Source organism: Sphingomonas sp. MM-1, assembly GCF_000347675.2.
Lineage (GTDB): Bacteria > Pseudomonadota > Alphaproteobacteria > Sphingomonadales > Sphingomonadaceae > Sphingomonas_E > Sphingomonas_E fennica.
The window spans coordinates 2383271-2396352 of the sequence record NC_020561.1 but is presented as its reverse complement, the minus strand read 5'-3'; the positions used below and the strand labels follow the sequence as shown (position 1 = coordinate 2396352).

The following is a 13082-nucleotide window of genomic DNA, read 5'->3' as shown; positions in this document are numbered from 1 at the left end:
TCGCCGGTTTTCCCGCATGCGGGCGGACCGAGGAGGAGAGGCAGGATGGCACAGGCGCCGCAACCGATGATCCATGAGGATGCGCTTCCGGGCAGCGAGGCGAATCTCGATCCCGCGCCGGACTGGCGCCCCCGCTATCCGGGCTCGGGCCGCCTTGCCGGCAAGGTCGCGCTCATAACCGGGGCGGACAGCGGCATCGGCCGGGCCGTCGCCGCCCTCTTCGCCCGCGAAGGCGCGGATATCGCCATCCTCTACCTCTGCGAGCATGAGGATGCCGAAGCCACCGCCGCCATCGTCCGCGCCGAAGGGCGCCGCGCGATCGCCATTGCCGGCGACATCGGCGACAAGGCCTTCTGCGACCGGGCCGTGGCGGAAGTCGTGGCGAAGCTCGGCCGGATCGACGTGCTCGTCAACAATGCCGGGGAACAGCATCCCGATCAGGACATCACCGATATCAGCGAGCAGCAGCTCCGCCGCACCTTCCAGACCAACATCTTCGGCATGTTCTTCATCACGCAGGCGGTGCGCCCGCATCTGGAACCGGGTTCGGCGATCGTGAACTGCACGTCGGTGACGAGCTATCAGGGATCGAAGGAGCTGCTGGACTATAGCGCCACCAAGGGCGCGATCACCGCCTTCACCCGCGCTTTGTCCGAAAATCTGGTGGGCGAGGGCATCCGCGTCAACGCCGTCGCCCCCGGCCCGATCTGGACCCCGCTCAACCCCAGCGGCGGCGCCTCGCCGGAAAAGCTGGCGACCTTCGGGGAAAGCACGCCGATGGGCCGCCCCGGCCAGCCCAACGAGGTCGCGCCTGCCTTCCTGTTCCTGGCGTGCGAGGATGCGTCCTATATGTCCGGCCAGGTCCTGCACCCCAATGGCGGCACAGTGGTGAACGGCTGAGGATGGCGGCGCCATGCCGTCCAGCGTGATCCGCGCCTTCGATTACGATCCGGACGGGCACCGGCTGCTCGTCCGTTTCGTCGGCGGCCGGCTCTATCGCTACAGCGACGTTCCGGCCGAGATTGTCCGCCAGTTCCGTGCCGCGCCGTCGCGGGGCCGCTTCTTCAACCGCCGCATCCGCGATCGCTTCCCGGCGGAGCGGATCGACTGACCCCAGCCAAGCAACCGGCTCCGATCACCGGAAAAATCGCTTATCCGTGCGCGGGCCGGCCGAACGCCTTGCGCAGCTCGTCCTTCGCTTCGTTGAGGGTGCGGCGCCGGCTGGCCGGCAGCTGCTTGCCGGCGCGGTTGATGTAGAAGGTCAGCATGCTCATGGCGGACTGGAAGGGCGTACCCTTGCGGCGCCGGCTATGCTCGGCCGAATGCTTGAGCGACGCCGCGATCCTGGCGGGATCGTCCCCGGCGAAAACGCCCTCGTCCAGATCGAGCGCGTCGGAATGCTCCGTAACTTCCTGCGACCATTTCCTCGTCATGGCGATGCCCTGCGATTGTCCGTGAAAGCCCGAATCAACCGGACGCGGCGCTGCCGGTTCCAATCGTTTCGCTGGTGCCCGAATGGGAGACCAGCCGGCCCGCCCCCAGGGGCCGGCCGACCTTCAGGTCCTCAATGCTTCATCGCTTTCGCAGCGGTCAGCTCGGCCTTGCTCAGGCTGCCGTCCTTGTCGGTGTCGGCCATGGCGAACCAGGCGCCCTTCTTGGCGCTGAACTCGGCGGAGGATAGCTGGCCGTCCCCGTCCGCGTCCGCCGTCTTCCAGCCCGCGGCGCCCTTGGCGCCCGCTTCGGCCGCGGAAAGCTTGCCGTCGCCATTGGCATCCATCCTGGTCCAGGCGGCCTGGGTGGCGGCGTCATATTCCGCCCTGGTGACGGTCCCGTCGCCGTTGGCGTCCATCGATTTCCCATCGTTCGCCGAAGCCGCCGATGCCGTTCCCATCAACAGGGCGATCCCAATCAGGCTGCGTTTCATGGCATTTCTCCTCGACTTGTTCATGATGCGGGGCCGGCCCTGGGCGTCCGTGCGCCGGGGCTCGCCGTCGTTCGTACCGGCATCAACCGATGAGGGGCCGGAAATGTCCATCTGGCGCGACCCGGCGGGCCGGCCGGAACGGCAACCATGCCGATGCGTTCCCTTCCCTTCGGAAAGGAGGACAGGATGAAAGCAATGCTGCGAACGGCATCGGTCGCGGGGCTCGCCCTGGCGCTCGCCGCCTGCGGCCCCAAGGCCGAACAGTCCGCGGAGGGTGTGGCCAACGCCGTCGATCAGTCTATGGAGGCCGCCGGCAACGTCGCGGGCAACGCCGTGGATGCCACCGTCGATGCGCTGACGCCCACCCCCGGCAACCAGGAATTCGTCGACAAGGCAGCACGCGGCGATGCGTTCGAGATCGCCGCCGCCCGCCTCGCGGCGGATCACGCCGCCAGCCAGAAGGTGAAGGATTTCGCCGTGATGATGGTGGAGGCGCATACCCAATCCACCGCCAAGCTGAAGGACGCGGCCAAGGAGGCGCGGCCCGCGCTCACCCCGGATGCCTCGCTCACCAGGGATCAGGGCGCGAAGCTGGCCGATCTCGACAAGCTCAAGGGCGCCGATTTCGACAAGGCCTATATCGCCGGCCAGGTCGACGCGCATGAGGACGCGCTGTCGCTGCTGCGGGCCTATGCCGAAAAAGGCGATATCCTGCCGCTCAAGACCGCCGCGCAGGAGATCGTGCCCATCGTCGAGAAGCATCTCGATATGGCGAGGACGCTCAAGAACAGCCTGTAAGGCCCTCTTTCCGCCCGCCCGCCGGCAATCCGGCGGCGGGCGGCTTTGTCCGGCGCGCCGTCCCTGCTATCGGCCCGCTCCATGTTGACGATCAACGGAATCACGGTGCGGCTCGGCGGCCGCCTCATCCTCGACAATGCGACGGCGGCGCTGCCGCCACGCAGCCGCGTCGGGCTGATCGGCCGGAACGGCGCCGGCAAGTCCACGCTGATGCGCGTCATCGCCGGCCAGGGCGAGGCGGACAGCGGATCGGTCGACATGCCGAAGGGCGCGCGCATGGGCTATATCGCGCAGGAGGCGCCGGCCGGGTCCGCCAGCCCCTTCGAAACCGTGCTCGCCGCCGATATCGAGCGCGCCGCCCTGCTCGCCGAGGCGGAGCACAGCCACGATCCCGACCGGCTGGGCGAGATTCATGAGCGGCTGAACGCGATCGACGCCCATTCGGCCCCCGCGCGCGCGGCCAAGATCCTGATCGGCCTCGGTTTCGACGAGGAGATGCAGCATCGCCCGCTCGACAGCTTCTCGGGCGGCTGGCGGATGCGCGTGGCGCTCGCCGCCCTCCTCTTCTCCGAGCCCGACCTGCTGCTGCTCGACGAGCCTTCGAACCATCTCGATCTCGAAGCGACCTTGTGGCTGGAGAATTTCCTCAAAAGCTATCGCGCCACGATCCTCGTCGTCAGCCATGAGCGCGACCTGCTCAACAATGTCGTCGATCACATCCTCCACCTCGATAAGGGGCGGGTGACGCTCTATCCGGGCGGCTATGACGCGTTCGAGAAGCAGCGGGCCGAGCGGCTCGCGCTGCAGGCCAGCTCGCGCGAGAAGCAGCTTGCCCAGCGCGCCAAGCTGCAGGCCTTCGTCGATCGCTGGCGCGCCAAGGCCACCAAGGCCAAGCAGGCGCAGAGCCGGGTGAAGGCGCTGGCGAAGATGGAGCCGATCGCCGCCGTCGTCGAGGATCCGACGATGAGCTTCGATTTCCCCAGCCCCGAGAACGGGCTGAAGCCGCCGCTCATCACGCTCGACCTTGCCGCCGTCGGCTATGGCGATCGCACCATCCTGTCGCGGCTCAACCTGCGGCTCGATCCCGACGATCGCATCGCGCTGCTCGGCCGCAACGGCAACGGCAAGACGACGCTGGCGCGGCTGCTGGCGGCCCAGCTCGTGCCGATGGAAGGCACCGTTACCACCGCCGGCCGGATGCGCGTCGGCTATTTCACCCAATATCAGGTGGAGGAGCTGGACGCCGCCGATACGCCGCTCCAGCATATGAGCCGGCTGATGCCCGATGCGAAGCCCGCCGCCGTGCGCGCGCAGCTCGGCCGCTTCGGCTTTTCGGGCGACAAGGCGACGATCGAGGTGGGCAAGCTATCCGGCGGCGAGCGCGCGCGGCTGGCGCTCGCGCTCATCACCCGCGATGCGCCCCACATGCTGATCCTCGACGAGCCGACCAACCACCTCGACGTCGATGCGCGCGAGGCACTGGTCCAGGCCCTCAACGATTATGAAGGCGCGGTGGTCGTGGTCAGCCACGATCGCCACATGCTGGAACTGACCGCCGACCGCCTGGTGCTGGTCGACGGCGGCACCGCGCGCGAATTTGCCGGCACGCTCGACGATTATACCGATCTCGTCCTCGGCCGGGGCGAGCAGGCGCGCGCTGCATCCGGCAACAGCGAGGCGAAGACCAGCCGCAAGGACGATCGCCGCGCGGCGGCCGAGGCGCGAGAGCGCAACGCCGCGCTTCGCAAGCGGGTGAAGGCGGCGGAAGAGCAGATCAGGAAGCTCGGCGAACGGCGCTCCGCGCTCGACCGGGCGATGTTCGATCCCGCCAGCGCCGATCCGCAGGACCGCGACCAGACGATGACGACGCTGATGAAGCGCCGCGCCGATGTCGAAGCGAAGCTCGAGACCGCCGAGGCGGAATGGCTGGAAGCGAGCGAGGCGCTCGAATCAACGCCGTGACGGTCCAGCCGGGTCGGGCGTTATAACCCGATCACGCCTTGCCCCGGATAGGCGACCAGCAGGTTGGCATCGTCCCCCACGTCCAGCGTCGCCTCGTCCTCGATCATCCACACCCCGCCGGCGGTGAAGGGTTCGCCGTCGATCCGGCCCTCGCCGCCGCCGATCGGGATCAACCAGATCGGCCGCCCCTTGCCCGCCTTGATCGCGGTGCGCCGCGCGCCCGTCCACCGTTCCAGCACGAAGGCCGGCCCGTCGGCGAACACCATCCGCCCGGGCGCCACCTCGCGCGGGATATAGGTGGCGACGTAAGGGACCGGATCGGATGCCGCGATCCCGTCGTCCAGATGCAGCTCACGCGGGCGGCCATAATCGTAGAGCCGATAGGTGAGGTCCACATTCTGCTGCACCTCCACCAGCGTCAGCCCTTCGCCGATCGCATGCACGGTGCCGGCGGGCGAATAATAGACGTCGCCGGATTTCACCGTCTTCCAGCACATCTTGTCCTCGATCGATCCGTCGAGCGCCGCCTCGCGCAGCTCCTCGCGGGTCATCGGGAAACGGGTGCCGATGGCGATCGTGGCATGTGCCTCCGCCGCCAGCACCACCCACGCCTCGTCCTTGCCGCGCGAATAGCCGTGCGCCCGCGCCTGCTCGTCATCGGGATGCACCTGGATCGACAGCTTCTCGCTGGTGAAGAGATATTTGACGAGCAGCACCGGATCGCGCCCTTCCGGCGCCTGGAACCAGATCTCGCCCACCGGATCGCCGCCGGCCGGAACATCGGCGAAGCCCGGCCACAATTTCATGCGGCCCCAGGGTTTCTCGACACGCTTGGTCGTGAGGCGGATGGCGGGCATGACTATCTCCGAATCAGCACAACATGAGGGGACGTCGCCTGTTCCCTTGAGTAATGGCGAAGGGGGGATATCTAGACAACAGGTTCCCGAAGGCGGGGCCTTATGCGCCCCCGCCTGATATTTGAAAGGCTTGGAGTTATGAGCAGCGATCCCGTGGTGATCCTGTCCTACGCGCGGACGCCGATGGGCGGCTTCCAGGGCGCGCTGGCGGGGGCATCCGCGACCGATCTGGGCGCGACGGCGGTGCGCGCGGCGGTGGAGCGGGCCGGCGTCGATCCCGCCGCGATCGAGCGGATCTACATGGGCTGCGTGCTGCCGGCCGGGCTGGGCCAGGCGCCGGCGCGGCAGGCGGCGCTGGGCGCGGGCCTGCCCCAGTCGGTCGAGGCCACGACCGTCAACAAGATGTGCGGATCGGGCATGCAGGCGGCGATCATGGCGGCGGAGGCGATCGCCGCCGGATCGGCCGACATCATCGTCGCGGGCGGGATGGAGAGCATGACCAACGCGCCCTATGCGCTGCCCAAGCACCGTTCGGGCGCGCGCATCGGCCATGACCGCGTGATCGATACGATGATGATGGACGGGCTGGAGGATGCCTATGACAAGGGCAAGCCGATGGGCGCCTTCGCCGAGGATACGGCGCGCGACTATCAGTTCACCCGCGAGGAGCAGGACGAATATGCCCTCCGCTCGCTGTCCCGCGCCAAGGCCGCGATCGGGAGCGGCGCCTTCGCCGGCGAGATCGTGGCGGTCGAGGTCGTCACCCGCAAGGGGCCGGTGACGGTCGACACCGACGAACAGCCCGGCAACGCCATGCCGGACAAGATACCCAATCTGAAGCCCGCTTTCGCCAGGGACGGCACGATCACGGCCGCCAGCTCCGCCTCCATCTCCGACGGCGCCGCCGCCCTGGTGATGACGCGGCAAAGCACGGCGGACGCACAGGGGCTGAAGCCGGTGGCGCGGATCGTGGCCCAGGCGGCGCACGCCCATGCCCCGGCTCTGTTCACCACCGCCCCGGTGGATGCGATGCGCAAGGTGCTGGAAAAGGCGGGGTGGAGCGTGGACGATGTCGACCTGTTCGAGGTGAACGAGGCCTTCGCCGTGGTGCCGATGATCGCCGCCAAGGACCTCGGCATCCCGGTGGACAAGCTGAACGTCAATGGCGGGGCGACGGCGCTCGGCCATCCCATCGGCGCATCGGGCGCGCGGATCATCGCCACGCTGGTCGCGGCGCTCCAGCAGCGCGGGCTGAAGCGCGGCGTCGCCAGCCTTTGCATCGGCGGCGGCGAGGCCACGGCCGTCGCCCTCGAACTCTGCTGAAACGGAAGGCTGGAAATGGATATCAGGGGTGAAGCCGCCATCGTCACCGGCGGCGCATCGGGGCTGGGCGGCGCCACGGCGGAGATGCTCGCCGCCAAGGGCGCCAAGGTCGCCATCTTCGACCTGAACGAGGAGGCCGGCAAAGCCGCCGCCGCGAAGATCGGCGGGCTTTTCTTCAAGGTGGACGTGACCGACGACGCCAGCGTCGCGGATGCTATCGCGGCGGCCGAGGCCGCGCACGGGGTGGCCCGCATTCTCGTCAACTGCGCCGGCATCGCGCCCGCGATCAAGACGTTCAACCGGGAGTTCGTGCCCCACCCGCTCGATTCCTTCCGCAAGGCGGTGGAGATCAACCTGGTCGGCACGTTCAACCTGCTGTCCAAGTTCGCGGCCCGGCTGGCGCAGGCCGATCCCGTGGGGGAGGAGCGCGGCGTGATCGTCAACACCGCCTCGGTCGCCGCTTATGACGGGCAGATCGGCCAGGCCGCCTATGCCGCCTCCAAGGGCGGCGTCGTCGGCCTCACCTTGCCGGTGGCGCGCGATCTCGCCCAATATGCGATCCGCGTCGTCACCATCGCGCCGGGCATCTTCTGGACGCCGATGCTGGCCGGCCTGCCCCCGGCCGCAACGGAATCACTGGGCCGGCAGGTGCCCTTCCCCAACCGGCTCGGCAAGCCCGAGGAATATGCCCAGCTCGTCGAAAGCATCGTCGCCAATCCGATGCTGAACGGCGAGGTGATCCGCCTCGACGGGGCGATCCGCATGGCGCCGAAATAAGGCACACGCCCATCCCTATTTAATGTCCCTATCGCGAATGCCGCCGTCGCCTGCCGCTGGCAGCGGCGGTGGCGGGCGGCTACCCGATAGGGATCAATGGAGAGATGCGCATGACGTATGATTTTTCGGGCAAGGTCGCGCTCGTCACCGGCGCCGGCGGCGGGATCGGCCGGGCGACGGCCGAGGCGCTGGCGGCCGGCGGCGCCAGGGTCGTCGTGGGCGACGTATCGGAAAAAGGCGGCGAGGAAACCGTGGCGCTGATCGCGGCCAGGGGCGGCACCGCCAGCTTCGTGCGCTGCGACGTGAGCAAGCCGGAGGACGTGCAGGCGATCGTCGACCATGCCGTGAACAGCTATGGCGGGCTGGACATCGCCGTGAACAATGCCGGCATCGACCTGGAGGTGGTGCCGGTCGCGCAGTGGAAGCTCGAGGATTTCGATCGCATCCACAGCATCAACACGCGCGGCGTGTTCCTCTGCATGAAGGCGGAAATCGCCGCGATGGAAGGCAAGGGCGGCGCGATCGTCAATGTCGGGTCGCTCGCCTCGGTGAACGGCGTCGCCAACAAGCCGGCCTATACCACCAGCAAGCATGCCGTGCTGGGCATGACCCGCGCGGCCGCCCTGCAATATGCGTCGAGCGGCATCCGCATCAACGCGGTCTGCCCGGCGGCGGTGCGCACCGCGATCCTGATCGACAATGTCGGCACCTCGGCCGAGGCCGCCGCCGCCGTCGGCGCCGCCCACCCGATCGGCCGCGCCGCCGAACCGGACGATATCGCCCAGGCGATCCTGTGGCTGGCATCGCCGGCATCGGGCTTCGTGGTCGGCCACGGGCTGCTCGTCGATGGGGGCCTTTCGGTCCAGTAAGCGGAAGGATCAGGGCGATGGCGGATCGCGTGCTGGAAGGACAGACGGCGTTCATCACCGGCGGCAGCGGCGGCATCGGCAGCGCCACCGCCCGCCTGCTGCTGCAGGACGGGGCCGAGGTGCTGCTGATGGGCCGGCGGGGCGAGGCGCTGGAGCGGACGCGCGAGGCGCTGATCGCCGACGTGCCCGGCGCCCGGATCGATCTTCATGTCGGCGATGCCGGCCAGCAGGACGATGTCGAGGCGGGGCTCGACAAGGCCGTGGCGATGAGCGGGCGGCTGGACATCATCGTGCCCACCGTCGGCGGCGGCGGCTTTCGCCCGATCCTGATGCACGACGCGGATTCGTTCCGGGCCGAGCTGGACTATAACATCATCACCGCCTTCCTGGCCGTGCGCTACGGCGTGCCGCGCATGAAGGCGGGCGGATCGATCGTGCTGATATCCTCGACGGCGGCGATGATGCCCTTCCCCTGGCTGGGCGCCTATTGCACCGCCAAGGGCGGGCTGGAGCAGTTCGTCCGCACCGCCGCCGACGAGCTGGCCGGCGCCAATGTGCGCATCAACGCCATCCGCCCCGGCATGACGCGCAGCGAGGCGACCGGCGCGATGTTCGACGATCCGGCGATCATCCAGCCCTTCATCGATCAGATGCCGATGGGCCGGGCCGGCGCGCCCGAGGATATCGCCCGCGGCGTGCGCTTCCTCGCCGGCCCGGAATCGGGCTGGGTGACGGGACAGAGCCTCGCGGTCGACGGCGGGCACGAACTGCGGCGCAACCCGGATCTCACCCACCTCGCGCGCGGCATTTTCGGTTCCGAAACCATCGACGCCGTGCTGCGCGGCGAGGAAGCGCCCGATGACAGGGCTCGGTGAGCGTCCCTCATCGATCCCTGGTTAAGCCCGTGCGGCACCCGAGCCTTTCCGGGGCGTGATGCGTGAGCATCCCGGCGCCCCGGCATAAGGCCGCCGGTCAGGCCGCTTCGGCGTAGAGGCTCGCCTCGCGGCCGATGAGGATATCCGCCAGCACGCCATAGGCTTCGGCCCAGGCGGCAAGCACCGCGTCGGTCGCGACGTCCTCGCCCAGCACGTCGCGGATCGCCGGCAGCAGGGCCGCGGCGACGGCGGGATAATGTTCCGGGCGGACGCCGGTGGCGACATGGCGCGCGGCCATCCGCTCGACGGCGCCGGTCAGCGCCTCCAGCTTGTCCACATTCTGCGCGAAGGCGAGGATGGCGGCCGCCAGCCGCTTCGGCTGCTCGCCCGATTGCTGGGCCGCCTGATCGAACATCGCCTTGATGTCGGCATCGACGAAGAGCCGCTCATACATCCGCGTGGTGATGGCGAGGCCGTGCTTCTGCAGCGCGGGCGCGGTGGCCTTCACGATGGCGGTGGCTTCGGGGCTCAGACGGGCGGCCATATGCATCTCCGTAGAATCATGCTTCTGAAATGCATCTATTCGCCTCGCTGGAAAGATGCAACCGAAATGCATATTATCGGCGGGTGAAGCTGACCCGCCATACCGACTATGCCCTGCGCGTGCTGCTCTACCTGGCGGCGCGGCCCGACAGGCTCTGCTCGATCGCCGAGATCGCCCGCGCCTATGACATTTCGCAGAACCATCTGATGAAGGTCGCCAACGAGCTTGCGCGCGCCGGGCATGTCGATGCGGTGCGCGGGCGCAATGGCGGGCTTCGCCTCGCCCGCCCGGCGGCGGAGATCAATATCGGCGCCGTGGTGCGCGATACCGAGGATCTGGACGTCGTGGACTGCGGCGACTGCATCATCGCGCCCGCCTGCGGGCTGACCGGCGCGCTCGCCAGCGCCACCCGCGCCTTCATCACCGTGCTGGACAGCTATACGCTGGCGGACATCAGCCGCCAGCGCGCCCGGATCGCGACCTTGCTGGAAACGTCGCCCTAGTCGGCCCGCATCGCCTCGGCCGCCAGCGCCTCCGCCTCGATCAGCAGAGCATCGTCGGCCAGGCCCTGCGCCACCGTCTCCCGCCCGATCATCACCAGCACCGGCACCGCCATCGGCGTGACGCGGGGCAGATCGATATGCAGCATCGTATCGGCCGCGCGATCCAGCAGGTCGCCCAGCCGGCCGACATCGGTCATCCGCGCGCGCGCATCCGCCCAGGCGGCGCGCAGCAGCAGATGCTCGGGCTCGTAGCGGCGCAGCACATCATAGATCAGGTCGGTCGAGAAGGTGACCTGCCGGCCCGACTTGCGCTTGCCCGGATGCTGGCGCTCGACCAGCCCGCCGATCACCGCCACCTCGCGGAAAGCGCGTTTCAGCAGCGCCGACTGCTGCACCCACTGGACGAATTCGTCCTCCAATATGTCCGGCGAGAAGAGCTTGGCCGGATCGGCGACCGGATGGAGCGAATAGGTGGCGATCGCATAATCGTTGGCGACGAAGCCCAACGGCATCAGCCCCATCGTCTCCATGCGCCGGGTGAGCAGCATGCCCAGCGACTGGTGCGCGTTCCAGCCTTCGAAGCTGTAGGCGACCATGAAATGCCGCCCCTCGTGCGGGAAGGTTTCGACCAGCAATTGCCCCGGCTCGGGCAGCGCCGATCGCTGCGCCTGCGCCTCCAGCCATTCGCGCACCTCGTCCGGGAACCGCCGCCATGCGCCGCTGTCCGCCAGATAGGCGCGCACCCGATCGGCTAGGTTGGTGCTGATCGGCATGCGCGCGCCCATATAGGTGGGGATGCGGGCCGATCGGCTGGTGGCGCGCACGATCAGGTCGGTCGGGTCGACCTTCTGCACCTCCAGGCTGAGACCGGCGAAGAAGAAGGTATCGCCGGGCGTGAGCGAGGCGGCGAAGCCTTCCTCCACCCGGCCCAGGCTGCGCCCGTTGCGGAAGCGGACGTCCAGCATCGGCGCATCGACGATGATGCCCGCGTTCATCCGGTGCTGGACGACGAACTTCGGGTGGCTCACGCGCCACAGGCCGTCCGCGCCCTCGGTCAGGCGGCGGAAGCGATCATAGGCGCGCAGCGCATAGCCGCCATTCTCGATGAAGCGGAGCACCTGATCGAAGGTCTCGCGCGGCAGGGCGGCATAGGGCGCGGCTTGGCCGACTTCCGCGAACAGGTCGTCGGCCTGGAAGGGGCTGGCGCAGGCCATGGCCATGATGTGCTGGGCCAGCACGTCCAGCGCGCCGGGGCGGAAGGTCTCCGCATCCAGCGCGCCTTCCTCCACGGCATCCAGCGCCGCGCGCGCCTCCAGATATTCGAAGCGGTTGCCCGGCACGATCAGCGCGCGGGAGGGCTCGTCCAGCCGATGGTTGGCGCGGCCGATCCGCTGGAGCAGGCGCGACGACCCCTTGGGCGCGCCCATCTGGATGACGAGATCGACATCTCCCCAGTCGACGCCGAGGTCGAGGCTCGCGGTGGCGACGAGCGCGCGCAGCCGCCCTTCCGCCATCGCCCCTTCCACCTTGGCGCGCGCCTCCGGGCTCAGCGAACCGTGATGAATGCCGATCGGCAGCGACGCCTCGTTCACCTTCCAGAGATCCTGGAAGATCAGCTCGGCCAGGCTGCGGGTGTTGCAGAAGATGATGGTAGTGCGGTGCGCCGCGATCTGGGCCATCACGTCGGCGGCGGCATAGCGCCCCGAATGGCCCGACCAGGGCACATGCCCCTGCGGCAGCAATATCGCTATCTCCGCCGGCGCGCCTGGCTCGCCTTCGACCAGCGCGACCGCATCGATATCGCCATCGGGCGAAAGCCAGCCGCGATAGGCATCGGGATCGGCCACCGTGGCGGACAGGGCGACGCGCCGCATCCCCCGCGTCAGCGCCTGCAACCGGGAAAGCGACAGGGCCAGCAGGTCGCCCCGCTTGCCGTTGGCGAAGGCGTGGACCTCGTCGATCACCACCGTCTTCAGCGTCGCGAACAGAGCCGGGCTTTCCGGATAGGAGAGCAGCAGGCTGAGCGATTCGGGCGTGGTCAGCAGCATCTGCGGCGGCCGCGCCCGCTGGCGGGCCTTGGTGCTGGATGCGGTGTCGCCCGTCCGCGTCTCCACCCGGATCGGCAGGCCCATCTCGGCGATCGGCGTCAGCAGGTTGCGCTGCACGTCCGCCGCCAGCGCCTTCAGCGGCGAGACATAGAGGGTGTGCAGCCCTTCCGCCGGCCGTTCGATCAGGTCGGCGATGCTGGGCAGGAAGCCCGCCAGCGTCTTGCCCGCACCCGTCGCCGCGACCAGCAGCGCATCGCGCCCCTCGCGCGCGGCTTCCAGCATCTCAAGCTGGTGCCGGCGCGGCCGCCAGCCACGGGCGGCGAACCATCGGGCGATCGCGGGCGGCAGCTCCATCATCGCGACAACGACTATCCGGCCCGCATGCTCCGCGATAGGAGGAAGCACGAAAGGAAACGCCCATGGCCGAATTCGTCCGGCACAAACAACCCTGGACCGCCGACGAGCTCACCAAGCTCCGCCGCCTGGCCGAAAAGGGCATGGCGCTGCGCGCCATCGCCAAGGCGCTGACCCGCAGCGAGGAATCGGTGAAGGACCGCGCCAAGCAGGACGGCATCAGGATCGCCAAGCTGCACTGAGCGCTG

The 13082-nt window shown here is 68.7% G+C and carries 15 protein-coding genes; 10 read left to right on the top strand and 5 right to left on the bottom strand.

Features of this window, described 5'->3' with window-relative positions:
- The first annotated feature begins 45 nt into the window (after positions 1-45).
- Both G432_RS11510 and G432_RS11505 read left to right on the top strand, forming a co-directional pair.
- Positions 46-900 (top strand): SDR family oxidoreductase, encoded by an 855-nt coding sequence (locus G432_RS11510; protein WP_015458999.1) that lies wholly within the window; start codon positions 46-48, stop codon positions 898-900.
- A 13-nt stretch (positions 901-913) separates the two neighbouring features.
- A complete protein-coding gene (locus tag G432_RS11505; protein WP_015458998.1) occupies positions 914-1111 on the top strand; it encodes a KTSC domain-containing protein in 198 nt (65 codons plus the stop codon).
- Positions 1112-1151: 40 nt separating this feature from the next.
- Here the strand turns inward: G432_RS11505 and G432_RS11500 are convergent, their stop codons facing one another.
- The gene (locus G432_RS11500) at positions 1152-1433 is read right to left on the bottom strand and encodes a DUF3175 domain-containing protein (protein WP_015458997.1); all 282 of its coding nucleotides are present in this window, start codon (positions 1431-1433) and stop codon (positions 1152-1154) included.
- Positions 1434-1564: 131 nt separating this feature from the next.
- Positions 1565-1924 carry an EF-hand domain-containing protein gene (locus G432_RS22140; protein WP_015458996.1) on the bottom strand — a complete coding sequence of 120 codons (360 nt, stop codon included), beginning with the start codon at positions 1922-1924 and terminating at the stop codon, positions 1565-1567.
- A 195-nt stretch (positions 1925-2119) separates the two neighbouring features.
- Here G432_RS22140 and G432_RS11490 point away from each other — a divergent pair, with 195 nt between their 5' ends.
- Both G432_RS11490 and G432_RS11485 read left to right on the top strand, forming a co-directional pair.
- On the top strand, positions 2120-2722 hold the full coding sequence (locus G432_RS11490) for a DUF4142 domain-containing protein (RefSeq protein WP_015458995.1): 603 nt from the start codon (positions 2120-2122) through the stop codon (positions 2720-2722).
- Positions 2723-2803: 81 nt separating this feature from the next.
- Complete coding sequence (locus G432_RS11485) at positions 2804-4684, top strand: ABC-F family ATP-binding cassette domain-containing protein (protein WP_015458994.1); 1881 nt, start codon at positions 2804-2806, stop codon at positions 4682-4684.
- 20 nt (positions 4685-4704) lie between these two features.
- Here G432_RS11485 and G432_RS11480 read toward each other — a convergent pair whose 3' ends face one another.
- Complete coding sequence (locus G432_RS11480) at positions 4705-5541, bottom strand: class I mannose-6-phosphate isomerase (RefSeq protein ID WP_015458993.1); 837 nt, start codon at positions 5539-5541, stop codon at positions 4705-4707.
- A 138-nt stretch (positions 5542-5679) separates the two neighbouring features.
- Here G432_RS11480 and G432_RS11475 point away from each other — a divergent pair, with 138 nt between their 5' ends.
- The 4 genes from G432_RS11475 (at position 5680) to G432_RS11460 (ending at position 9385) form a co-directional block, all read left to right on the top strand.
- Positions 5680-6864, top strand: a complete 1185-nt coding sequence (locus tag G432_RS11475) for an acetyl-CoA C-acyltransferase (RefSeq protein ID WP_015458992.1) — start codon at positions 5680-5682, stop codon at positions 6862-6864.
- A gap of 15 nt (positions 6865-6879) precedes the next feature.
- A complete protein-coding gene (locus tag G432_RS11470) occupies positions 6880-7641 on the top strand; it encodes an SDR family NAD(P)-dependent oxidoreductase (RefSeq protein WP_015458991.1) in 762 nt (253 codons plus the stop codon).
- Positions 7642-7751: 110 nt separating this feature from the next.
- Positions 7752-8510, top strand: a complete 759-nt coding sequence (locus G432_RS11465; RefSeq protein ID WP_041865358.1) for a glucose 1-dehydrogenase — start codon at positions 7752-7754, stop codon at positions 8508-8510.
- Positions 8511-8527: 17 nt separating this feature from the next.
- Positions 8528-9385, top strand: a complete 858-nt coding sequence (locus tag G432_RS11460; protein WP_015458989.1) for an SDR family NAD(P)-dependent oxidoreductase — start codon at positions 8528-8530, stop codon at positions 9383-9385.
- A 97-nt stretch (positions 9386-9482) separates the two neighbouring features.
- Here the strand turns inward: G432_RS11460 and G432_RS11455 are convergent, their stop codons facing one another.
- A complete protein-coding gene (locus G432_RS11455; protein WP_015458988.1) occupies positions 9483-9929 on the bottom strand; it encodes a globin domain-containing protein in 447 nt (148 codons plus the stop codon).
- Between the two features lie 83 nt (positions 9930-10012).
- Between G432_RS11455 and G432_RS11450 the strand changes: the two genes are divergently transcribed.
- Entirely contained in the window at positions 10013-10432 is a 420-nt protein-coding gene (locus tag G432_RS11450; RefSeq protein WP_015458987.1) for an Rrf2 family transcriptional regulator, read from the top strand.
- Here G432_RS11450 and G432_RS11445 read toward each other — a convergent pair.
- Entirely contained in the window at positions 10429-12837 is a 2409-nt protein-coding gene (locus G432_RS11445; RefSeq protein WP_015458986.1) for a ligase-associated DNA damage response DEXH box helicase, read from the bottom strand. The genes G432_RS11450 and G432_RS11445 overlap by 4 nt on opposite strands.
- A gap of 62 nt (positions 12838-12899) precedes the next feature.
- On the opposite strand from G432_RS11445, the gene G432_RS23725 reads away from it, so the two are divergent.
- Positions 12900-13076, top strand: coding sequence for a hypothetical protein (locus G432_RS23725; protein ID WP_015458985.1), 177 nt, complete (start codon positions 12900-12902; stop codon positions 13074-13076).
- Positions 13077-13082: the final 6 nt, after the last annotated feature.